Raw genomic sequence first — 22,142 nt, 5'->3', positions numbered from 1 at the left:
CGTAAGGGTTGTGTTCGCGAGAAGATAGTCCAAACAGTTGAAGTAAAACAAGTCTTAACGGAAACCAGCAAGAAAAAACTCATCGATTCATTACAAACCAATATTGATCAATTATTAAAAGAATGTGAACAGCTTAAATTTGAATTAAAAAAGATGGAAAAACTAAAAAAATTCGATCCTGCAAAAATTAAACGATATTTTGCAAATGAAATAGAATCCAGGCATGAAAAAATAAAACAACTCGAGTTCCAAAGCGAACAAATACATATGCTACCAATAGGTAGTGAAATAAAAGAGAAAGAAGTTCAATCGATAATTGACATAAAAGTAGGCGACAACTGGGATGACGCAACATCTGCACGAACAATTGTAATTAAAGAAGGAATAATTAAAGAAATTCGTTAGAGGTGAAATAAATGGACAAGTGGTATAACGTCGGAAAAATTGTAAATACACATGGAATCAAGGGCGAGGTTCGAATTATCTCAAGAACGGATTTCCCTGAAGAGCGTTACAAAATCGGAAATACACTACATATCTTTGTATCTGATAATGAGCCAATAGAAGTAACTGTTCAATCACATCGAACTCATAAAAATTTTGATTTAGTTACCTTTGAGGGGTATGACAATGTCAATGATGTGGAACCTTTGAAAGGCGCACTTGTCAAAGTTCATGAAAGTCAGCTTGGGGAATTAGATGAGGGAGAGTATTACTTTCACGAAATCATCGGCTGCACCGTTATAACTGAGGAAGGCGAAGAACTAGGAACAATTAGAGAAATTTTAACTCCCGGTGCAAATGATGTATGGGTTGTTAAGGGAACAAGTGGTAAAGAAATATTAATTCCATTTATTGATGATATTGTGAAGGGAATTAATGTAGAAGAAAAAACTATTACCATTCACCTTATGGAAGGATTAATTTAACATGAAAATTGATATTTTAACCCTTTTTCCAAACATGTTTAACGGTGTACTAGGGGAATCCATTTTAAAAAAGGCACAGGAAAAAGATAAAGTTTCATTCAGGGTTGTTAATTTCCGTGAATACGCCGATAACAAGCATCAAAAAGTTGATGATTATCCATATGGTGGCGGTGCAGGGATGGTATTAATGCCACAGCCGATCTTTGATGCAGTCGAAGATTTATCGAAACAAACGGAATCCAAGCCGAAGGTAATTCTTCTTTGCCCTCAGGGCGAAAGATTTACCCAAAAAAAAGCAGAAGCATTGGCAAAGGAAGAACATCTCATTTTTATCTGCGGCCATTATGAAGGCTATGATGAAAGAATACGTGAACACTTGAGTACTGAAGAAATTTCAATCGGTGATTTTGTTTTAACTGGTGGCGAATTAGCCGCAATGGTGATTTCTGATAGTGTCGTACGACTATTGCCAGGCGTTTTAGGTAATGAGGATTCACCTGTACTTGACTCCCATAGTACGGGATTGTTGGAGCATCCCCACTATACTAGACCTGCTAATTTTAGAGGAATGACCGTACCTGACGTCTTATTATCTGGTAACCATATGAATATTGAAGAATGGCGGGAAAAAGAATCACTTCGTCGAACCTATAAAAGAAGGCCAGATTTACTCGAAAATTACCAGCTATCTCCTAAACAAGAAAAATGGGTAAAAGAATTTACATTAGATGAAGAGTAGCTATTGCAACTATAGCTGGATTATGGTAATATACTCTTTGTGACTTGGGCAATCTGTCCGTGTCTTATTAAGATGTTCCGCTGCAATGAATCGATATTGGTAAGAGCATCTGTTGGAAGGAGTTGAAGAAACGATGCAAAACATTATTGAAGAAATCACAAAAGAACAATTAAGAACTGACCTTCCTGTGTTCCGTCCTGGAGATACTGTACGTGTACACGTGAAAGTTATCGAGGGTACTCGTGAGCGTATTCAGGTATACGAAGGTGTTGTGATTAAGCGTCGTGGTGGAGGAATTAGCGAAACTTTCACTGTTCGTAAGGTATCTTACGGAGTTGGTGTTGAACGTACATTCCCAGTGCATACACCTAAAATTGCGAAGCTTGAAGTAGTTCGTCGTGGTAAAGTACGCCGTGCGAAATTATACTACTTACGTGAACTTCGTGGTAAAAAAGCACGTATTAAAGAAATCCGATAATAATACGAAAGGAGCTTGTATAAAAATAACAAGCTCCTTTTACATTTGCTCGCGTAATATTTATAATAGAAGAATAATACATACTATGTTTATTAGATATAATCTATTTGGTTGTAGAAGAGAAAAGAGTAGATGGAGGAGCAATGATGGCCAAACAAAAAAATGAACTTTGGGAATGGATCAAAGCGTTAGCAATAGCTGTTATTTTGGCAGCTGTTATACGTTATTTTTTCTTTGCACCGATAGTAGTAGACGGGCTATCTATGATGCCAACATTACATCATCAGGACCGTATGATTGTCAATAAAATTGGTTATAAGGTCGGAAAACCGGAACGCTTTGACATTGTTGTCTTTCATGCAACAGTTGAAAAAGATTACATCAAGCGAATAATAGGGTTACCTGGTGATCGAATTGAATACAAGGATGATATTCTCTATGTTAATGGGAAACCATATGATGAACCATATCTTGATGAATATAAGAAAAACTTAATTGATGGTCCACTAACAGATCCATTTATATTAGAAGAAGTTCCAGAAGGGCACCTGTTTGTTATGGGTGACAATCGACGCTACAGCAAAGATTCACGCCACATCGGTCCAATCCCTATTAGCGAAGTGCTAGGAGAAACTAGCTTAATCTATTGGCCACTATCCGACTTTGGCATTGTAAAATAAACAAAAACAAAATGTATGTAAAAATTACCATGTAAGTTGGTGAAGAAATTTGACAATACAATGGTTTCCAGGCCATATGGCAAAAGCAAGAAGACAAGTTACAGAAAAGCTTTCGCTCATCGATATCGTTTTCGAACTTGTTGATGCCAGAATCCCTGCATCATCACGAAATCCCATGATCGATGAAATCATAAAAAACAAACCAAGGCTTCTCCTTTTAAACAAAGCAGATAAGGCTGATCCAAAAGTAACAAAAGAATGGATTTCTTACTATAAGGAAAGTGGTGTACATGCCTTAGCTATTAACTCACAAGCTGGTGAGGGAATGAAGCAAATCGTGAACGAAGCAAAAGTAATCTTAACAGATAAATTTGATAAAATGGCTGCAAAAGGGATTCGGCCACGTGCGATTAGAGCGCTTATTGTCGGGATACCGAATGTCGGCAAATCAACCCTTATTAATCGCTTAGCTAAGAAAAACATTGCACAAACTGGTGATCGCCCGGGTATTACAAAAGCTCAGAGCTGGATTAAGGTTGGCAAGGAATTGGAACTTCTCGATACACCGGGTATTTTATGGCCAAAATTTGAAGACCAAGAAGTCGGTCTAAAGCTAGCAACAACAGGTGCAATAAAAGATACTATCTTAAATTTACAAGATATTGCGGTATATGCCCTACGATTTCTTGAGGAAAACTATCCGGATAATTTAAAAGAACGTTTTGATTTGGATCAAATTCCGGATGATATTGTAATTTTATTTGATGAAATTGCAAAACGTCGAGGAACAATGATGTCAGGCGGATTAACAGACTACGATAAGACTGCAGAATTAATTATACGAGAAATCAGAACTGAAAAATTAGGTAGGCTTACTTTTGAAAAACCGTAAAGGTTCGCGTCAAAGCGAGCCTTAATTTTTTTGTACAATTGACGATATTACATACATAAGCATGAAAAAACGAAGGTGAAAAAATGTTGTCATTAACAATTAGAGATATAGAAACGAAGCTTGCCATGATACATGATGAACAAGATGAATTTATAATAGAATGCGAAAAAGATACTCGAAAAGGTGTTCAGGTTCTCGTCCAACGTTGGAAAAGGAAAAAGGCTGAGGAAAAAGCTTTGGAGCAACAATTTAAAGAAATGACTCAATACGAAACGCATCTCTATCATAAGGGATTTAAGCGTATTGCTGGCGTTGATGAAGTCGGTCGTGGCCCTTTGGCGGGACCAGTAGTAGCTGCTGCGGTTATTTTACCTCAAGATGCCTATTTACCTGGTATAAATGACTCAAAGAAACTTTCTGAAAACAAAAGAGAAGAATTATTTGAACAAATTACAGAATGTGCTACTTCCATAGGGATTGGAATCATACCCGCAAAGGTTATCGATGATGTTAATATTTATCAAGCAACAAAACAAGCAATGAAGCAGGCACTTCTTGGTCTATCTGAAAAGCCTGATCATCTTTTAGTCGACGCAATGAAAATACCAATTAACATCCCTCAAACATCCATAATTAAAGGGGATGCAAAAAGTATATCTATAGCAGCAAGTTCTATTATTGCAAAAGTGACTAGAGACCGCTTGATGGTTCGCTTAGGACATGACTATCCACAATACGGGTTTGAAAAACATATGGGATATGGTACGGCATATCATTTAGATGCACTAAAAAAATATGGTGTAACAAGTGAACACAGACGTTCATTTGCTCCAATCCGAGAGTTAATAGAGGTAAAGTGATGATACCAATCAATATAATACAAGCACTATTTAAGAGTGGAGCTTTACAAAAGCTCCACTCTCTTCCAAATACAAATCAAAATGAACAAAAATCACAACATCCTTCCACCAGCTTATCAAACATAATACCTATTATGAATAATGATATAATCGAAAATGCCTCCCAACATAGCCAGATACATCAAACGGATAAAGTTGAACTAACATTAAATGATTCAAGTCAATATATTCAGCACCTAATCATCTTTCAAAACCAAGACTTTAAGAAATTTTCAATTCAAATGTCTGGAAGGAAAAAAAGCGGGAAAATCAATCCAGATTTTTGCCGGTTGCTTTTTTCACTAGAACTCGAGAATTTAAGTGAGGTAGTCATAGATGTAAAGGTTCAAAATCGTATTTTATCAATCGTCATCTTTAATCAGGCGGAAGGGATTGAGTCTTTAGTAAATGATCTGAGAACAACACTGCAAGAGAGTTTTGAATCACTAGGGTATAAGCTCTCGTCTATTAAAATAGGGAAATCAACAACTAAAGATAGTAAGGTAGGGCAAGCTGATTTGACTAGATTTCACGAAAGAGTGGATTTTAAAATATGAAAAAAGCGCCACAGAATAAAGAGATGAAGGCTGTTGCTCTGTCATACAACGAAACAATCGATACTGAGCCAAGGGTAGTTGCTAAAGGAAAGGGGAAAGTTGCTCAAAATATTATTGTGAAGGCTATTGAAAATAACATTCCGATACAAGAGGATACAGCTTTAGTAGAATTATTGGGAGAGCTTAAGCTAAACGAAAGCATTCCCGAAGAATTGTATCAGGTGATTGCGGAAATTTTTGCTTTTGTATATAAAATGGATAAAAGTATTGGTGAATCAAAAAAATAGTTTCCTGGAATAGTAAATTTGTCGTTTTTTAGTATAAAAAAGAACAAATTCATGCGAAATGGTAGACAAGCCGTCTATTCAGTTATAAAATGAAAGCGCAGTCTAATTAAATCTAGTAAGCGTCATTAAGATTGAGCAAAATAGCTCACTCAGAAAATGATGTAATTTTCTATGCAAATAGGATTTTTCGGAAAAGTTCTAATTGTCAATAGAAAGTTAATGAAAGAGAATGTATAATAACATTTGGACTGACAAAATATTCTTTGCTTTTTTACATAAGAATGGAGGATGGGAAATGAATATCCATGAGTATCAAGGAAAAGAGATCCTCAGAAAATATGGGGTAGCTGTTCCAAATGGAAAGGTTGCATTCACGGTTGATGAAGCTGTTGAAGCTGCTAAAGAACTTGGAACCCAAGTTTGTGTTGTTAAAGCGCAAATTCACGCAGGGGGGACGAGGTAAAGCTGGTGGTGTTAAAGTAGCGAAAAACCTGGATGAAGTTCGTACATATGCAAATGAAATTCTAGGTAAAACTTTAGTTACACACCAAACAGGTCCAGAAGGGAAAGAAGTGAAACGTCTTCTAATTGAAGAAGGCTGCGATATTAAAAAAGAGTACTACGTTGGTCTTGTACTTGATCGCGCAACTTCTCGTGTTGTTTTAATGGCATCTGAAGAAGGTGGAACAGAGATCGAAGAGGTTGCTGAAAAAACACCTGAAAAGATTTTCAAAGAAGAAATCGATCCTGTAGTTGGATTACTTCCATTCCAAGCTCGACGTATTGCATTCAATATTAATATTCCGAAAGAATTAGTGAATCAAGCTGTTAAATTTATGACAGCGTTATACACTGCATTTGTGGAAAAAGATTGCTCAATTGCAGAAATTAATCCATTAGTTGTAACAGGCGATGGTAAAGTAATGGCACTTGATGCAAAACTAAACTTTGATTCTAACGCATTATTCCGTCAAAAGGATGTATTAGAATACCGTGACCTAGACGAGGAAGATGTAAAGGAAATTGAAGCATCTAAATATGATTTAAGCTATATTTCATTAGATGGAAACATTGGATGTATGGTTAATGGTGCTGGTCTTGCTATGTCTACAATGGATATCATTAAACATTACGGTGGCGATCCCGCAAACTTCCTTGATGTTGGGGGCGGTGCTACTGCTGAGAAAGTAACCGAGGCATTCAAAATCATTCTTTCTGATGAAAACGTGAAGGGCATTTTTGTAAATATCTTCGGTGGAATTATGAAATGTGATGTGATTGCAGAAGGTGTAGTAGCTGCAACAAAAGAAGTAGGCTTGGAAATTCCTCTAGTAGTACGTCTTGAAGGAACAAACGTTGATTTAGGTAAAAAGATTTTACAAGAATCTGGTCTAAACATTACTGCTGCTGAATCAATGGCAGACGGTGCACAAAAAATCGTATCACTAGTAGGATAGAAAGGCAGGGGACAAACATGAGTGTTTTTGTTAATAAGGATACAAAAGTAATTGTTCAAGGGATAACAGGTGCGACTGCGCTTTTCCATACAAAACAAATGCTTGAATATGGTACTAAAATCGTTGGTGGTACTTCACCAGGTAAAGGTGGAACTGAAGTAGAAGGTGTTCCTGTATTTAATACTGTTAAAGAAGCAGTGGAGCAAACAGGTGCAACAGCTTCTGTTATTTATGTACCTGCTCCATTTGCTGCTGATGCCATTATGGAAGCAGTTGATGCAGAACTAGATTTAGCAATCTGTATTACAGAGCATATTCCGGTATTAGACATGGTTAAAGTGAAACGCTACATGGAAGGTAAGAAGACTCGTTTAATCGGTCCTAACTGCCCTGGTGTAATTACAGCTGACGAATGTAAAATTGGAATTATGCCTGGTTATATCCATAAAAAAGGCCATGTAGGAGTTGTATCACGCTCTGGTACATTAACATACGAGGCTGTTCATCAATTAACACAAGCTGGAATTGGTCAAACAACAGCTGTTGGAATTGGTGGAGACCCCGTTAATGGAACTAACTTCATCGACGTATTAAAAGCATTTAATGAAGATGAAGACACATATGCTGTTATTATGATTGGTGAAATCGGTGGAACAGCTGAAGAAGAAGCTGCAGAGTGGGTTAAAGCTAATATGACCAAACCTGTTGTTGGATTCATCGGTGGACAAACAGCACCTCCAGGTAAACGTATGGGCCATGCAGGTGCGATTATTTCTGGTGGTAAAGGTACTGCTGCTGAAAAAATCAAAACAATGAATGAATGTGGAATTAAGGTTGCTGAAACACCATCTGTTATGGGTGAAACTTTAATTTCCGTTCTAAAAGAAAAAGGTTTATACGAAAAATGTAAAACTCATTAACAAATAAAAGAATGGGGCAGTTCTGTTTAAAGGAACTGTCTCTTTCTCATGGAAAAAAGGAGAACATATGGATAAATTTCGTGAAAAGTTAATACATCTTCACCATTGTCGTGGAATAGGTTGGAAATCTATTTTTCGAATTCTACAACATGATCCCACACTTTCTTCGATTTATACTATCCCCTCTTCTGTATATGATAAAATCCTACCATTACCCAAAAATCAACTAAATATTTTTTTAAAAGATTTGCATTCTTTATCAATCCAAAGTATGCTAAAACAATATAGATATAATAATGTGGGCATAATTACCATCTTCGATCAAGAATATCCTTTTCTTTTGAAGCAAATTTATGACCCACCTTGGGTTTTGTATACAGCAGGAGACCAGGCATTATTAAATAGTAGGAAATTATTGGGTGTTGTAGGTTCTCGTACACCGATAAGAACAAGCGTTGAAAGTATGACAAAGGTCTTGGTGCCTTTGATAAAAAAAGATTGGGTAATGGTTAGTGGTTTAGCACGTGGAATTGATACAATGGCACACCAATTGGCAATTCATCATAATGGCAAAACAATTGCAGTCATAGCTGGCGGCCTTCATCACATATATCCTCGAGAAAACATTGAGTTGGCAACTACTATCACTCAAAATCATATACTTATATCTGAATATCCCCCATCAACAAAACCTGAAAAATGGCAGTTCCCCATGCGAAATCGTATTATTAGTGGTTTAACACAAGGAACTTTAGTTGTAGAAGCAAAGGAAAGAAGCGGTTCTTTAATAACGGCTGACCAAGCTGTGAATCAAGGAAGAGAGGTTTTTGCGTTACCTGGGTCCATCTTGGAACCTTCTTGCGTAGGAACAAATAAATTAATTCAATCAGGAGCGAAATTAGTTCTTTCTTGTGACGATATTTTATCAGAAATTCCTACAAATTCTTAACAGTATAGATAAAAAATGTATAAAAATAAAACATAACAGTTTGACAAACTGTACAAGAATATTTAATAATATGGAGGATTTAAATTTATTCTGAAGGGGTATCAACCCATCATATTAACCGGAAATTATTTTAACCTCTAAGGAGGAAGCGATACATGTCGGACTATTTAGTCATTGTTGAGTCACCTGCAAAGGCGAAAACAATTGAAAGATATTTAGGTAAAAAATATAAAGTAAAGGCTTCTATGGGCCATGTGCGTGACTTGCCAAGAAGTCAAATGGGGGTTGACCCAAAGAATCATTTCGAATTGAAATATATCACAATTCGAGGGAAAGGCCCGGTATTAAAAGAATTAAAATCAGCAGCTAAAAAAGCAAAAAAAGTATATCTTGCAGCTGACCCCGATCGTGAAGGGGAAGCAATTGCTTGGCATCTCGCACACTCATTAGATTTGGATATTCATTCAGACTGTCGGGTTGTTTTTAACGAAATTACTAAGGATGCTATTAAAGAATCTTTTAAACATCCACGTCCGATAAATCAGGATTTAGTGGATGCACAACAGGCAAGACGTGTTCTTGACAGATTAGTAGGCTATAATATTAGCCCATTGCTCTGGAAAAAGGTAAAAAAAGGGCTAAGTGCTGGTAGAGTACAGTCCGTAGCTGTAAGACTTATTATTGAACGCGAAAAAGAGATTCAAGATTTTGAGCCAGAAGAGTATTGGTCAATAAAGGCTGATTTTATAAAAGGCAATGACCAATTTGAAGGTCAGTTTTACGGTCTAAATGGAAAAAAAGTTGATTTAACAAATGAAGCAGAAGTAAAAAAAGTTCTATCGGCAATAGATGGCAACTCGTTTACTATTGATTCTGTAACAAAAAAAGAACGAAAAAGAAATCCAGCACCACCATTTATTACGTCTTCTTTACAGCAAGAGGCGGCTCGTAAATTGAATTTCCGTGCCAAGAAGACAATGATGTTGGCACAACAATTATATGAAGGAATTGACCTAGGTAAAGAAGGTACAGTAGGTCTAATCACATATATGCGTACTGATTCAACTCGGATTTCAGAGACAGCCGTTGAGGAAAGCTCTCAATATATTCAACAAACATTTGGAAAGCAATTTTTAAATGATACGAAAAGAAAAGAGAAAAAAGGTGCGAATACACAAGATGCACACGAAGGGATTCGCCCGACTTCAGTCTTTAGAGAACCGAGTAGTGTGAAGCAATACTTAGGCAGAGACCAGTTACGTTTATATAAACTTATTTGGGAGCGTTTTGTTGCAAGTCAAATGGCATCTGCAATTTTGGACACAATGAGTGTAGACCTTAGCCATGGTGATGTAGTATTTAGAGCAACAGGATCAAAAGTTAAATTCCCTGGTTTTATGAAGGTTTATGTTGAGGGGAACGATGATAATGTTGAAGAAAAGGAAAATATGCTTCCTGCATTAGTAGAGGGAGATAAAGTTTTCTCAAAGGATATTGATCCAAAGCAACATTTTACTCAACCACCTCCTAGGTATACGGAAGCAAGACTCGTTAAAACATTAGAGGAACGTGGAATAGGTAGACCATCGACATATGCACCTACCCTTGATACAATTCAAAAAAGAGGCTATGTGGCATTAGATAACAAGCGATTTGTTCCAACAGAATTAGGCCAAATTGTAGATGAATTGATGCTCGAGTTCTTCCCGAAAATTTTAGATGTGGAGTTTACTGCTAAAATGGAGAATGATCTTGACGAAGTCGAAGATGGAAAAACAGAATGGATTAATATCATAGATGAATTCTATAAAGACTTCGAGAAAAGATTGGAAATAGCCGAAGCGGAAATGAAGGAAGTTGAAATAAAGGATGAACCAGCAGGTGTGGATTGTGAAAATTGTGGTCATCCAATGGTATATAAAATGGGACGATATGGGAAATTCATGGCATGTTCGAATTTCCCGGATTGTCGGAATACGAAACCGATTGTTAAAGAAATCGGGGTTCCTTGTCCGAAATGTGGAAAAGGTAACATTGTTGAAAGAAAAAGTAAAAAGAAGAGAATCTTTTATGGATGTGATCAATACCCAGAATGCGATTTTCTTTCTTGGGATAAACCACTTCCTAGAAAGTGTCCGAAATGTGAGAGTTTGTTAGTTGAGAAAAAGCTTAAAAAAGGTATTCAAGTACAATGTGTTGAGTGTGATTACAATGAAGAACCTCAAAAATAACGTTGTGGTGGTGAGCTTCACATATGGCTCACCACTTTCTACGTTTTTAGAAAAGATACAAACGCTATTTCTTGCGCAATTCAGAATTTTGTAAAAAAATCAGAGTTTTTATTTGCAAGGGCTACTAAATTGTGATAATATTTAGTAGCCCTTGTGAGGTGAAAAAAATGGAAAATGTGAACAATTCGTTACAGTTATTCAAAGAATATTTACAAATCGAGAAAAATTATGCAGAATATACTATTGTGCATTATGAGCAATCAATTGAACATTTCTTCGAATTTCTGAAACGTGAGTCTATCACAAATTTATCAAATGTAACATATTCAGATGTACGATTGTATCTTACTGAGCTTTATAAGAAACAATATGCTAGACGTACTGTTGCTAAAAAAATCTCAACTTTGCGTAGTTTTTTTAATTTCCTTCTACGGGAAAAGTATATTTCTCAAAATCCATTCAAATTGGTTTCAATGCCGAAAAGAGAACAAAAGCTTCCTCATTTTTTATATGAAGAGGAATTGGAAAAGCTTTTTGCAGTTTCAGATATTTCAACGAGTATTGGTCAGCGGGACCAAGCGTTATTAGAATTGCTTTATGCTACTGGAATCCGTGTAAGTGAATGCTGTAAACTTACACTTCAGGATTTAGACTTCTCATTAGGAACCGTGTTTGTTCACGGTAAAGGCAATAAACAACGATATGTACCTTTTGGAAGTTATGCCGAGCAAGCACTTTCAAACTACATATCAAATGGTCGCAAGGAATTACTCGAAAAAGCATCAGTACATACAAACAATTTATTCCTTAATTTTCGTGGTGGGCCTCTAACCACAAGGGGAGTCAGGTTAATCTTAAATAATATGATAAAAAAGACTTCCTCTACCATTCATATTAGTCCACACGTATTAAGACATACATTTGCTACACACCTTTTAAACGAGGGCGCCGATATGAGGTCTGTACAAGAACTGCTTGGACACGAAAGTCTTTCGTCTACTCAAGTATATACACATGTTACGAAGGATCATTTACGTAATATCTATTTATCCTCACATCCACGTGCATAAGGAGGTTGTTTGAGAAAATGTCAAATTTTCATGCAACGACAATATTCGCTGTAAAACATAAAGGAAAATCTGCAATGGCGGGAGATGGCCAAGTTACTTTTGGTAACGCCGTTGTTATGAAACATACAGCAAGGAAAGTACGCAAGCTGTTTCAGGGGAGGGTAATTGCTGGATTTGCAGGTTCTGTTGCAGATGCCTTTACCCTTTTTGAAATGTTTGAGGGACGATTAGAGGAATTTAATGGAAATTTGCAGAGAGCGGCAGTTGAACTTGCTAAAGAATGGAGAAGTGATAAAGTTCTCCGGAAATTAGAAGCAATGCTCATTGTTATGGATGAGAAGGATTTGCTTCTTGTATCCGGTACAGGTGAAGTCATTGAGCCTGATGATGGCATTTTAGCAATCGGTTCTGGTGGGAATTACGCTCTTTCTGCTGGACGCGCATTGAAGAAATATTCAGGTGATCATTTAACAGCAAAAGAAATTGCAAAAGCTTCATTAGAAATTGCTAGTGAAATTTGTGTATATACTAATGAAAATATTATAGTTGAAGAACTATAAGGAGGGGATTACATTGAAAACGAATTTAACCCCAAGGCAGATAGTAGAAAAATTAGATCAATATATTATTGGTCAGAAAGACGCAAAAAGGGCCGTATCGGTGGCGTTGAGAAATCGTTATCGTCGCAGTTTACTTAATGAAAAAATCAGAGATGAGATTGTACCTAAGAATATTTTGATGATTGGACCAACAGGTGTTGGTAAAACTGAAATCGCTAGACGACTTGCTAAGCTAGTGGGCGCACCTTTTATCAAGGTTGAGGCTACAAAGTTTACTGAGGTTGGATATGTTGGTCGTGATGTTGAATCGATGGTTAGAGATTTAATTGAAACCGCTGTTCGCCTTGTAAAAGAGGAGAAAATGGCTGAAGTATCTGAGCGTGCTGGTGAGAATGCAAATAAGCGAATTGTTGAATTGTTGGTCCCAAGTTCTAAAAAGCAAACTGCTTATAAAAATCCACTAGAAATGCTTTTTGGTGGAAATAATAACGAGCAAGAAGTGGAAAAATCAAGTGAAGATGAAAGCTTGAGTGAAAGAAGAAAGCGTATGGCGCATAAGCTTGCACTTGGTGAACTTGAAGATTATTACGTGACAGTTGAAGTTGAAGAGCAGCAAGCATCCATGTTTGATTTACTTCAAGGTTCTGGTATGGAGCATATGGGGATGAATATGCAGGATGCGCTTAGTAATCTTATGCCTAAAAAACGCAAAAAGCGTAAATTAACGGTTAAAGAAGCCCGAAAAGTCTTGACGAATGAAGAAGCGGCAAAGTTAATTGATATGGATGAGGTTACACAAGAAGCTATAAACCGTGCTGAGCAATCCGGAATTATTTTTATTGACGAGATTGATAAAGTGGCGGGTAAGAGTCACAATTCTTCTTCAGCAGATGTTTCGAGAGAAGGAGTTCAGCGTGATATTTTACCGATTGTCGAAGGATCAACGGTTGTCACGAAATATGGCTCTGTGAAAACTGACCACATGCTATTTATTGCGGCAGGTGCATTCCATATGTCAAAGCCTTCGGACTTAATCCCTGAATTACAAGGTCGTTTTCCGATTCGAGTAGAACTTACTAAACTAACTGTCGATGATTTTTATCGCATTTTAGTCGAACCCGATAACGCCCTATTGAAACAATATTCAGCATTATTAGAGACGGAAGGTATACAACTTGAATTTTCTGACGATGCTATTCGTAAGATAGCTGAAGTTGCCTTCCAAGTGAATCAGGACACGGATAATATTGGTGCTCGTCGCCTACATACGATTTTAGAGAGGCTATTAGAGGACTTATCATTTGAAGCGCCAGATATAACAATGGAAAAAATCACGATTACACCTCAATATGTCGATGAGAAATTGAGTACAATCGTGAAGAACAAAGATTTGAGTCAGTTTATTTTGTAAGATTATCAGGAGGAACAAGTAAATGCCATTATTACAAAGAACAAGAAAAATTAATGCTATGCTGCAAAATGCAGCTGGTAAACCAGTTAACTTTAAAGAAATGTCAGAAACTCTACGCGATGTAATTACAGCTAATATTTTCTTATTAAGTCGCCGTGGAAAGCTTCTTGGATTTGCCATCAATCAACAGATTGAAAATGAAAGAATGAAGAAAATGATTGAGGACCGTCATTTCCCTGAAGAGTACACACAAAGTTTATTTAACATTACGGAAACTTCTTCAAACCTTGATATTGAAAGTGCTTATACTGCTTTCCCGATTGAGAACAAAGAATTGTTTAAAAGTGGATTAACAACGATTGTACCAATTATCGGTGGTGGTGAGCGATTAGGTACACTCATTCTTTCAAGACTAGACCAAAGTTTTGAAGATGATGATCTAATTTTAGCAGAGTACGGTGCAACAGTTGTTGGTATGGAAATTCTTCGTGAAAAAGCAGAAGAAATTGAAGAAGAAGCTAGAAGCAAAGCTGTTGTTCAAATGGCGATTAGTTCATTATCCTATAGTGAATTTGAAGCAATTGAACACATTTTTGAAGAATTAAATGGTAACGAAGGGTTACTAGTTGCAAGTAAAATTGCAGACCGAGTGGGTATCACAAGATCTGTAATCGTTAATGCTTTAAGGAAACTTGAAAGTGCTGGTGTAATTGAATCTCGTTCACTTGGAATGAAAGGAACTTACATTAAAGTACTTAACGATAAATTCTTATTTGAATTAGAAAAATTAAAATCACATTAAATAAATCCAAAAAAAGAAGATGGATGTTTTCCATCTCTTTTTTTATGAATTATTTTAAGAGGATATCACTATCATAAAATGTCGAATTCTTATAGTGGAAATAAGTTCTTGTCTATATTTGTAAAAAACACGTGAAAATTTGTAGAGTAAACACTATAATTATGTGTGGAACAAATAGGGATAAAGACCTATATTGTCGAAAAAACTCATTTTTTATCGCAAGCTTCATAGACAGATAGATTATATTTCATTACAATAATAAAGAGTTTATACAATACGTTATATTTATTCGTAGGATATCTATTTTTTGTGAGGGGATTAGATGAAACTTTTTTCAAATACCATTTATTCGCTCGAAAAGGCTTTGGATTACTCATCTTTAAGACAAAAAGCTATTTCGAATAATATTGCGAATGTAGATACACCGAACTATAAAGCACAAGATGTGAGCTTTAAGAACCTTCTTTCCAATGAAATGAATAGCCAAATGAGTGCAAATAGAACGAACGAAAAGCACTTTGAATTTACAAACAGCAAACGTTCAAACGGTTCGCTCATTACAAAGAATGATACAGCATATAACCACAACGGTAATAATGTGGATATTGATAAGGAAATGGCTTTGCTTGCAGAAAACCAAATTTATTATAATGCAATAACACAAAGAATAAGCGGGAAATTCAATACATTACAAACAGTGATTAAAGGAGGAAACTAACAGTGTCAATATTCCATAGCCTCAATACTAGTGCTTCAGCCCTAACAGCTGGACGACTCAGAATGGACGTTATTTCCTCAAATATGGCTAATGTGGATACAACAAGAGGGAAACTTGTTGATGGACAATGGCAACCTTATAAAAGGAAAATGGTTGTTCAGCAGCCACAAGGTTCTACTTTTTCCTCCTATTTGTCAAAGGCGATGAATCATTCAAAAATAGGAAATGGGGTAAAGGTAACGGGAATCGTCGAAGATACTACTCCATTTCAGCTTGTATATAACCCAGAACATCCTGACGCGAATGAAGATGGGTATGTGGCTCTGCCCAATGTAGACCCTCTTAAGGAAATGGTCGACCTTATTAGTGCCACAAGATCTTACGAGGCAAACGTGACGGTTTTAAATGCGTCAAAAGGAATGTTAATGAAAGCTTTAGAAATAGGAAAATAGGTGATCAACGTGATTGATAAGATAAATTTAGCATCAACACCTCAGGTTATTTCAAAGCCTGTCGTTCAAACGAAGACTGCGAGTTCTGTTCAAAAAGAGTTTAGCGGTTTTTTAAAAGATGCCCTGAATAATGTAAATGAAACACAGAAAACTTCAGATAAAATGACAGAAAAACTTATTAAAGGTGAAAACGTTGATTTGCACCAAGTAATGATTGCTTCAGAGAAAGCGAGTGTTTCATTGCAGGCGACACTTCAAATACGTAATAAGGTTATAGAAGCATACCAAGAAATCATGAGGATGCAGGTTTAATCCGGTAATCTGGAGATCTATAAAACGACTTAGGGGTATGTCATGAAAGAGAAACTACAATTATATAAAACGAAAATAAGTGAATATTGGAAAAAACAATCTGGTCTTCAAAAGACCACTATTATTGGACTGCCATTACTCTTAATTTTCATTATTTCGCTTACTGTGTTTTTTACAACAAAGACAACACTTGTTCCTTTGTACAGTAATCTATCTCCACAGGAAACAGGACAAATAAAAGCAACTTTAGATTCAAGGGGAATTCAATCGGAAATAGCGGATAATGGAACAACCATTAAGGTGCCAGAAGAAGTGGTCGAAACCTTAATGGTTGAACTTGCGGCAGAAGGAATACCAGAGAGTGGTAATATCGATTATACATTTTTTGGTCAAAATGCTGGCTTTGGAATGACCGATAATGAATTTAATATGCTAAAACTTGAATCCACTCAAACTGAAATAGCTAACCTTATAAAGGGCATCGATGGGATAAATGATGCAAAGGTTATGATCAGTATGCCGAACGAAGGGATATTTGTGAAGGACAGCCAGGCAGTGGCGTCCGCTTCAATCGTTCTAAACACGAAACCAGGATATAAGTTCGACCAACAGCAAATAAAGTCCTTATATCATTTGGTTTCAAAGAGTATTCCAAATCTACCTACTGATAATATCGTCATAACTAACCAAAACTTTGAGTATTTTGACTTAGAAAATGAAGAAAATTTATCAGTAATTGGAAATGTAGCATCTCAACTCGATTTAAAACGAGAAATTGAAAGAGATATTCAAAGACAAGTTCAGCAAATGCTTGGCACAATGATGGGACCTGATAAGGTTGTTGTATCGGTTACGACTGATATTGATTTTACGCAGGAAAACCGTCAAGAAAACCTAGTAACACCAGTTGACCCTGAAAATATGGAAGGGATCGATATCAGTGTTGAAAGAATTACCGAAACTTTTACGGGTGAAGGAGCCCCGGGGAATGTACCACCAGTTGGTTCGGGAGAAACTGATATCCCAAATTATAACACTGGTGGACAAGCTGGTAATGGGGATTATGAACGTATTGAAGAACGTGTCAATAAAGATGTGAATCGAATCACAAAGGAGATTGTAGAAGCCCCTTATAAAATAAGAGATTTAGGAATTCAGGTTATGGTCGAAGCACCTGACCCTAAAAACCCTTCATCAATGCCACAGGAACGTGTTGATGACATTGAGAGAATCTTAAGTACGATTGTTAATACTAGTATTGATCAAGATGAGAATAACGAATTAACGCAAGAAGAGATTCAAGATAAAATAGTTGTTTCTGTTCAAGAGTTTAATGGGAAAACAACAACTGTAACAGAAACACCAAAAACAACAACTATACCGTTATGGGCATATATTGTTGGTGGTCTTTTAGCACTTGGACTTATCATTCTATTATTCTTAATTTTACGTAAAAAGAAAGTTCCAGAAACCGAAGAGGAAATTGAACAACCTGAACCAATTTTCTTTAATCAAATTCCCGATGTTAATGAGGAAAAAGAGTCTGATGCTACAGTTAGACGTAGACAATTAGAGAAACTTGCCAAAGAAAAACCAGAAGATTTTGCAAAATTATTACGTTCTTGGTTGGCAGATGAGTAGGAGGTGGAGAAATGGCAAAAAGAGATATTCATAATGGACTAAACGGCAAACAAAAAGCAGCCATTCTCCTCATTTCACTTGGTCCAGATGTTTCTGCTTCAGTATACAAACATCTGTCAGAGGAAGAAATTGAAAAACTAACTTTAGAAATTTCAAGTGTCCGAAAAGTGGAAGCAAATACAAAGGAACAAATTATGGACGAGTTCCATCAAATTGCGATTGCTCAGGATTATATAAGCCAAGGTGGTATAGGATACGCCAAGACAGTACTCGAAAAAGCACTCGGAGAGGAACAAGCTTCTGCCATTATTAATCGGCTCACTTCCTCTTTGCAGGTAAAACCATTTGATTTTGCAAGAAAAGCTGATCCTGGACAAATTTTGAATTTTATTCAAAACGAACATCCACAGACAATTGCGTTAATTTTATCCTATTTGGACTCTAGACAGGCTGCTCAAATTTTATCTGAGTTGCCACAAGAGGTCCAGGCCGATATCGCTAGAAGAATCGCAGTTATGGATAGGACTTCGCCTGAAATTATTAATGAGGTTGAGCAAATACTTGAACGCAAACTTTCAACTACTGTGACGCATGACTATACCCAAACCGGTGGGATAGAAGCTGTTGTTGAGGTATTAAATGGAGTAGACCGCTCAACGGAAAGAACAATCTTAGACGCGCTCGAAATTCAAGATCCTGAACTTGCTGAAGAAATTAAAAAGAGAATGTTTGTATTTGAAGACATCGTCACTCTTGATAATCGTGCAATTCAACGTGTCATTCGTGATGTTGAAAACGAAGACCTTATGTTATCTCTTCGTGTTGCAAGTGAAGAAGTGAAGGAAATTGTCTTTAAAAACATGTCTACAAGAATGGTCGAATCATTTAAAGAGGAAATGGAATACATGGGACCAGTTCGTTTGCGTGATGTTGAAGAAGCTCAATCACGTATTGTAGCGGTTATTAGAAGACTTGAAGAAGCAGGAGAGATTGTCATCGCTCGTGGCGGAGGAGATGATATTATTGTCTAATGTGATAAAGTCAAATTCGCTTGAGTCCAAAGAAATATCAAAGAGAGTCATTGGGTTAAAAGTGTTACAACAAACAGACGGCAGTCAAGTCGAATATGAAAATTCAGATATACAAATTGTTACTCAAAAAATGATTAATGAAGCTAAAGAACAAGCAGATAAAATTGTTAAAGACGCGATAGCCTATTCAAATTCACTAAGGCAAGAAGCATTAGTTGAAAAACGTAAATGGGAAGAAGAAAAACAAGAACTTTATCAAAGAACGTCAGAAGAAGGTTTTCAAGCTGGAATGATTAAAGGTAAAGAACAGGGCTATCAGGAGTATGCGGATTTACTTTTAGCTGCACGTCAAATCATTGATACATCGAAACAAGATTATGAGCATTATCTCGATTCTTCTGAAGAGGTAATTTTAAAGCTCGCTATGGCCGTAGCAGAAAAAATCATTGGAGTTCACTTAGCTGAGAGTCCGGATGATTTTACTTATCTTGTAAAAAAGGCAATTAAGGAAGTAAAGGAACATTCTGATATAACTATTCAAGTAAACCCTCGCTATTATCAAATGATGGTTGAACAAAAGGAAGAGTTAACGGCTATTCTTAATCGAGAGAGTGATCTTTTCATTTATCCGAATGAAGATTTAAAAGAAGCAGATTGTGTGATTGAATCTTCTTTTGGAAAGATAAATGCAAGTGTGGATACCCAGCTTACAGAAATTAAAGAAAGACTTCTTTCTATACTATTGGAGGAATAGGTTGTGAAGGCAATCGAGCTTCTAAATGAAATAGATTCACTTGATTCATATAAACGTTATGGGAAGGTAACGAGAGTTGTTGGATTAATGATAGAATCTCGCGGCCCAGAGTGTTCGATTGGAGATTTATGCCATATTTATGTGGGATTAAACCATAAAAGTTCTATCCAAGCGGAAGTTGTTGGTTTCCGAGAGGAGCATGTTATCCTAATGCCTTTCTCAAATGTGAAGGATATATCACCTGGAAGCATTGTGGAAGCGACGGGAAAGCCCCTTGATATAAAGGTTGGAGCCGGTTTGATTGGAAAGGTATTAGACCCATTAGGGCAACCACTTGATGGAAGTGGGTTACCAAGGGGGCTGTCTTCAACTCCTACTGAACAAGACCCACCAAATCCATTATCTCGTCCTCCAATAAAAGAGCCAATCGAGGTTGGGGTTAAAATGATCGATGCACTCTTAACCGTTGGAAAAGGACAACGTGTCGGAATTTTTGCGGGAAGTGGAGTAGGGAAAAGTACATTATTAGGCATGATTGCCCGTAATACGACAGCAGATATAAATGTAATTGCTTTAGTTGGGGAACGTGGACGTGAGGTAAGAGAGTTTATTGAAAAAGATTTAGGAGAAGAAGGCCTCAAAAGATCGATTTTAGTTGTAGCAACTTCTGATCAGCCGGCTCTCCTTCGAATCAAGGCAGCAATGACAGCAACTGCAATTGCTGAGTATTTCAGAGACAAGGGTCTTAATGTCATGCTGATGATGGATTCAGTTACTCGTGTAGCTATGGCAAGTCGGGAAATTGGTTTAGCTATTGGTGAGCCTCCAACGACAAAGGGCTATACTCCAAGTGTATTTACAACACTTCCAAGATTGCTAGAAAGAACCGGGACAAATCATTTAGGGTCGATAACTGCTTTTTATACGGTACTAGTAGACGGTGACGATATGAATGAACCGATTGCGGATACAGTTCGAGGAATACTCGATGGGCATTTTGTGCTAGACCGAAGTCTTGCAAATAAGGGCCAGTATCCAGCTATAAATGTTTTGAAATCAATCAGCCGGGTAATGAACCAAATTACATCTAGTAAACATAAAGCATATGCTGAAAAACTTCGAGGAATTATGGCTACATACCTCAATTCAGAAGACTTAATCAATATTGGAGCGTATAAAAGAGGTTCCTCAATTGAAGTTGATGAAGCAATCAGATATTACCCAAAGATTCTAACGTTTTTAAAACAGCAGACGGATGAGAATTTCACGTTTGAAGAAAGTTTACATTTATTGGCGCAATTGGCTGAAAAAGGTGAATGAAATAAATGAGTTACAAGTTCAAATTTCAAAAAGTTATGTCGATAAAAGAAAATGAGAAGAATCAAGTTCTTGCGGATTATAAAACATCAGTTAAAGAATTTGAAGATGCTGCTACAAGTTTATATGAGTCCTTAAAAAAGAAGGAAACACTTGAAGAAAGTCAAAGACAGCAGTTACAAAATGGTTTATCCATTCAAAGTATTCGGCACCAACAATCGTTCATAACAGCACTAGAAAAAACAATTATGAATTACCAACATCTTGTCAGTAATGCAAGACAAAAAATGCAGCAACTGCAAGCAGTATTAACCGAAAAGAATATTGAGGTTAAGAAATATGAGGTTATGAACGAAAGAGATTTTGCTATCTATGAAGGACAGATAAAGATGCAAGAGAGTCAAATGATGGATGAAATTTCAATCCAACAATATATGTCAAAAGGAAGATAGGTGTTCAAATGGAGACAAATGAAAAAGAATATAGCAAATTTCAGTGGTTTCTGTTTGTTGTAGTAATTCCGTCTTTCTTTACTCTTATTGTCGTATTCGTTCTACTATCTGTTACTGGATTTAATCCACTCGGAGCAATGAAGGATTTTGCTACAAAGATACCAGTTATTTCTTCCCTATTTAATAATGAAGAAAATAAGGCGCAAAATCCAAAAGAGGATGAAGTATCCGTCTCAGATTTGGAAGAAGAGATACTGGCAAAGGAAACAAAAGTTACCCAATTAGAAAATGAATTAGAAACAAAGAGTGGCGAAATCCAGTCATTAGAAGAGGAAATTAAAAATCTTTCAGATGAACTTTTACAACTTCAGGAAGAACGCTTGTCAAAAAGTAAATCTTTAAAAGAATTAACCAAAATGTACGAGCTTATGTCTCCTAAAAATGCGGCAAAAATTATTCCGAATTTAAAAGAGGATGAGGCCACGGAAATTCTTTCAAGTATTGATACTGAAAAACTAGCTGCTATTTTTGAAAAAATGTCACCTGAGGATGCAGCGAAATTCACTCAATTAATTACAAAATAAATGGTTATAAATACTTGAAG

General features: G+C 36.5%; 25 protein-coding genes and 1 pseudogene. All 26 read left to right on the top strand.

Features of this window, described 5'->3' with window-relative positions; translation table 11 throughout:
• Positions 1-24: 24 nt before the first annotated feature.
• Complete coding sequence (locus tag BTHG_RS03810; protein ID WP_026021679.1) at positions 25-405, top strand: YlqD family protein; 381 nt, start codon at positions 25-27, stop codon at positions 403-405.
• Positions 406-416: 11 nt separating this feature from the next.
• Complete coding sequence (gene rimM / locus BTHG_RS03805; protein WP_010282495.1) at positions 417-929, top strand: ribosome maturation factor RimM; 513 nt, start codon at positions 417-419, stop codon at positions 927-929.
• A 1-nt stretch (position 930) separates the two neighbouring features.
• Positions 931-1,668 carry a tRNA (guanosine(37)-N1)-methyltransferase TrmD gene (gene trmD, locus BTHG_RS03800; RefSeq protein WP_010282493.1) on the top strand — a complete coding sequence of 246 codons (738 nt, stop codon included), beginning with the start codon at positions 931-933 and terminating at the stop codon, positions 1,666-1,668.
• 133 nt (positions 1,669-1,801) lie between these two features.
• On the top strand, positions 1,802-2,146 hold the full coding sequence (gene rplS, locus BTHG_RS03795; protein ID WP_010282490.1) for a 50S ribosomal protein L19: 345 nt from the start codon (positions 1,802-1,804) through the stop codon (positions 2,144-2,146).
• 146 nt (positions 2,147-2,292) lie between these two features.
• Complete coding sequence (lepB, locus tag BTHG_RS03790; RefSeq protein ID WP_010282487.1) at positions 2,293-2,826, top strand: signal peptidase I; 534 nt, start codon at positions 2,293-2,295, stop codon at positions 2,824-2,826.
• Between the two features lie 49 nt (positions 2,827-2,875).
• Positions 2,876-3,718, top strand: coding sequence for a ribosome biogenesis GTPase YlqF (ylqF, locus tag BTHG_RS03785; RefSeq protein WP_010282485.1), 843 nt, complete (start codon positions 2,876-2,878; stop codon positions 3,716-3,718).
• A gap of 83 nt (positions 3,719-3,801) precedes the next feature.
• Positions 3,802-4,578 (top strand): ribonuclease HII, encoded by a 777-nt coding sequence (locus tag BTHG_RS03780; RefSeq protein ID WP_026021678.1) that lies wholly within the window; start codon positions 3,802-3,804, stop codon positions 4,576-4,578.
• Entirely contained in the window at positions 4,578-5,174 is a 597-nt protein-coding gene (locus BTHG_RS03775) for a hypothetical protein (RefSeq protein ID WP_010282480.1), read from the top strand. Before BTHG_RS03780 ends, BTHG_RS03775 begins: the two co-directional genes overlap by 1 nt.
• A complete protein-coding gene (locus tag BTHG_RS03770; RefSeq protein WP_010282479.1) occupies positions 5,171-5,461 on the top strand; it encodes an EscU/YscU/HrcU family type III secretion system export apparatus switch protein in 291 nt (96 codons plus the stop codon). Before BTHG_RS03775 ends, BTHG_RS03770 begins: the two co-directional genes overlap by 4 nt.
• Before the next feature lie 295 nt (positions 5,462-5,756).
• Positions 5,757-6,918, top strand: a pseudogene (sucC, locus tag BTHG_RS24205) (ADP-forming succinate--CoA ligase subunit beta).
• 17 nt (positions 6,919-6,935) lie between these two features.
• Entirely contained in the window at positions 6,936-7,838 is a 903-nt protein-coding gene (gene sucD, locus BTHG_RS03760; RefSeq protein WP_010282478.1) for a succinate--CoA ligase subunit alpha, read from the top strand.
• Positions 7,839-7,905: 67 nt separating this feature from the next.
• Positions 7,906-8,787: a DNA-processing protein DprA gene (gene dprA, locus BTHG_RS03755; protein WP_010282477.1), complete on the top strand. Its 882-nt coding sequence runs from the start codon at positions 7,906-7,908 to the stop codon at positions 8,785-8,787.
• A 155-nt stretch (positions 8,788-8,942) separates the two neighbouring features.
• Positions 8,943-11,018 (top strand): type I DNA topoisomerase, encoded by a 2,076-nt coding sequence (gene topA / locus BTHG_RS03750; RefSeq protein ID WP_010282476.1) that lies wholly within the window; start codon positions 8,943-8,945, stop codon positions 11,016-11,018.
• A gap of 167 nt (positions 11,019-11,185) precedes the next feature.
• Positions 11,186-12,088, top strand: a complete 903-nt coding sequence (gene xerC / locus BTHG_RS03745; protein WP_010282467.1) for a tyrosine recombinase XerC — start codon at positions 11,186-11,188, stop codon at positions 12,086-12,088.
• Positions 12,089-12,105: 17 nt separating this feature from the next.
• Positions 12,106-12,648 (top strand): ATP-dependent protease subunit HslV, encoded by a 543-nt coding sequence (gene hslV, locus BTHG_RS03740; protein ID WP_010282465.1) that lies wholly within the window; start codon positions 12,106-12,108, stop codon positions 12,646-12,648.
• A 13-nt stretch (positions 12,649-12,661) separates the two neighbouring features.
• Positions 12,662-14,059, top strand: coding sequence for an HslU--HslV peptidase ATPase subunit (gene hslU / locus BTHG_RS03735; RefSeq protein WP_010282463.1), 1,398 nt, complete (start codon positions 12,662-12,664; stop codon positions 14,057-14,059).
• A 22-nt stretch (positions 14,060-14,081) separates the two neighbouring features.
• The gene (codY, locus tag BTHG_RS03730; RefSeq protein WP_010282461.1) at positions 14,082-14,861 is read left to right on the top strand and encodes a GTP-sensing pleiotropic transcriptional regulator CodY; all 780 of its coding nucleotides are present in this window, start codon (positions 14,082-14,084) and stop codon (positions 14,859-14,861) included.
• 322 nt (positions 14,862-15,183) lie between these two features.
• Positions 15,184-15,579 (top strand): flagellar basal body rod protein FlgB, encoded by a 396-nt coding sequence (flgB, locus tag BTHG_RS03725; RefSeq protein ID WP_010282460.1) that lies wholly within the window; start codon positions 15,184-15,186, stop codon positions 15,577-15,579.
• Positions 15,580-15,581: 2 nt separating this feature from the next.
• Positions 15,582-16,031, top strand: a complete 450-nt coding sequence (gene flgC, locus BTHG_RS03720; protein WP_010282459.1) for a flagellar basal body rod protein FlgC — start codon at positions 15,582-15,584, stop codon at positions 16,029-16,031.
• Between the two features lie 9 nt (positions 16,032-16,040).
• A complete protein-coding gene (gene fliE / locus BTHG_RS03715) occupies positions 16,041-16,343 on the top strand; it encodes a flagellar hook-basal body complex protein FliE (protein ID WP_010282458.1) in 303 nt (100 codons plus the stop codon).
• Between the two features lie 42 nt (positions 16,344-16,385).
• On the top strand, positions 16,386-17,984 hold the full coding sequence (gene fliF, locus BTHG_RS03710; protein ID WP_010282454.1) for a flagellar basal-body MS-ring/collar protein FliF: 1,599 nt from the start codon (positions 16,386-16,388) through the stop codon (positions 17,982-17,984).
• Positions 17,985-17,995: 11 nt separating this feature from the next.
• Positions 17,996-19,015, top strand: a complete 1,020-nt coding sequence (gene fliG / locus BTHG_RS03705; RefSeq protein WP_010282451.1) for a flagellar motor switch protein FliG — start codon at positions 17,996-17,998, stop codon at positions 19,013-19,015.
• A 1-nt stretch (position 19,016) separates the two neighbouring features.
• On the top strand, positions 19,017-19,769 hold the full coding sequence (gene fliH / locus BTHG_RS03700) for a flagellar assembly protein FliH (RefSeq protein ID WP_232284431.1): 753 nt from the start codon (positions 19,017-19,019) through the stop codon (positions 19,767-19,769).
• Between the two features lie 3 nt (positions 19,770-19,772).
• On the top strand, positions 19,773-21,089 hold the full coding sequence (gene fliI, locus BTHG_RS03695; RefSeq protein ID WP_010282443.1) for a flagellar protein export ATPase FliI: 1,317 nt from the start codon (positions 19,773-19,775) through the stop codon (positions 21,087-21,089).
• 5 nt (positions 21,090-21,094) lie between these two features.
• Positions 21,095-21,538, top strand: a complete 444-nt coding sequence (gene fliJ, locus BTHG_RS03690; RefSeq protein WP_010282439.1) for a flagellar export protein FliJ — start codon at positions 21,095-21,097, stop codon at positions 21,536-21,538.
• Positions 21,539-21,546: 8 nt separating this feature from the next.
• Positions 21,547-22,122: a MotE family protein gene (locus BTHG_RS03685; RefSeq protein WP_010282436.1), complete on the top strand. Its 576-nt coding sequence runs from the start codon at positions 21,547-21,549 to the stop codon at positions 22,120-22,122.
• The last annotated feature ends 20 nt before the right edge of the window (positions 22,123-22,142 follow it).

The organism is Bacillus timonensis, from assembly GCF_000285535.1.
Classification (GTDB): Bacteria; Bacillota; Bacilli; order Bacillales; family Bacillaceae_L; genus Ferdinandcohnia; species Ferdinandcohnia timonensis.
Note: the sequence above shows the minus strand (reverse complement) of the source record. Positions and strands in the feature narration are given on the sequence as shown.

Excerpts from the sequence above, each read along its gene's own strand:
- rimM (WP_010282495.1), top strand. The coding sequence starts at position 417 with ATGGACAAGTGGTATAACGTCGGAAAAATTGTAAATACACATGGAATC.
- BTHG_RS03775 (WP_010282480.1), top strand. The coding sequence starts at position 4,578 with ATGATACCAATCAATATAATACAAGCACTATTTAAGAGTGGAGCTTTA.
- BTHG_RS03770 (WP_010282479.1), top strand. The coding sequence starts at position 5,171 with ATGAAAAAAGCGCCACAGAATAAAGAGATGAAGGCTGTTGCTCTGTCA.
- dprA (WP_010282477.1), top strand. The coding sequence starts at position 7,906 with ATGGATAAATTTCGTGAAAAGTTAATACATCTTCACCATTGTCGTGGA.
- fliG (WP_010282451.1), top strand. The coding sequence starts at position 17,996 with ATGGCAAAAAGAGATATTCATAATGGACTAAACGGCAAACAAAAAGCA.
- trmD (WP_010282493.1), top strand. The coding sequence starts at position 931 with ATGAAAATTGATATTTTAACCCTTTTTCCAAACATGTTTAACGGTGTA.
- topA (WP_010282476.1), top strand. The coding sequence starts at position 8,943 with ATGTCGGACTATTTAGTCATTGTTGAGTCACCTGCAAAGGCGAAAACA.
- codY (WP_010282461.1), top strand. The coding sequence starts at position 14,082 with ATGCCATTATTACAAAGAACAAGAAAAATTAATGCTATGCTGCAAAAT.
- BTHG_RS03685 (WP_010282436.1), top strand. The coding sequence starts at position 21,547 with ATGGAGACAAATGAAAAAGAATATAGCAAATTTCAGTGGTTTCTGTTT.
- BTHG_RS03780 (WP_026021678.1), top strand. The coding sequence starts at position 3,802 with ATGTTGTCATTAACAATTAGAGATATAGAAACGAAGCTTGCCATGATA.
- sucD (WP_010282478.1), top strand. The coding sequence starts at position 6,936 with ATGAGTGTTTTTGTTAATAAGGATACAAAAGTAATTGTTCAAGGGATA.
- xerC (WP_010282467.1), top strand. The coding sequence starts at position 11,186 with ATGGAAAATGTGAACAATTCGTTACAGTTATTCAAAGAATATTTACAA.
- flgB (WP_010282460.1), top strand. The coding sequence starts at position 15,184 with ATGAAACTTTTTTCAAATACCATTTATTCGCTCGAAAAGGCTTTGGAT.
- rplS (WP_010282490.1), top strand. The coding sequence starts at position 1,802 with ATGCAAAACATTATTGAAGAAATCACAAAAGAACAATTAAGAACTGAC.
- fliF (WP_010282454.1), top strand. The coding sequence starts at position 16,386 with ATGAAAGAGAAACTACAATTATATAAAACGAAAATAAGTGAATATTGG.
- fliJ (WP_010282439.1), top strand. The coding sequence starts at position 21,095 with ATGAGTTACAAGTTCAAATTTCAAAAAGTTATGTCGATAAAAGAAAAT.
- hslV (WP_010282465.1), top strand. The coding sequence starts at position 12,106 with ATGTCAAATTTTCATGCAACGACAATATTCGCTGTAAAACATAAAGGA.
- lepB (WP_010282487.1), top strand. The coding sequence starts at position 2,293 with ATGGCCAAACAAAAAAATGAACTTTGGGAATGGATCAAAGCGTTAGCA.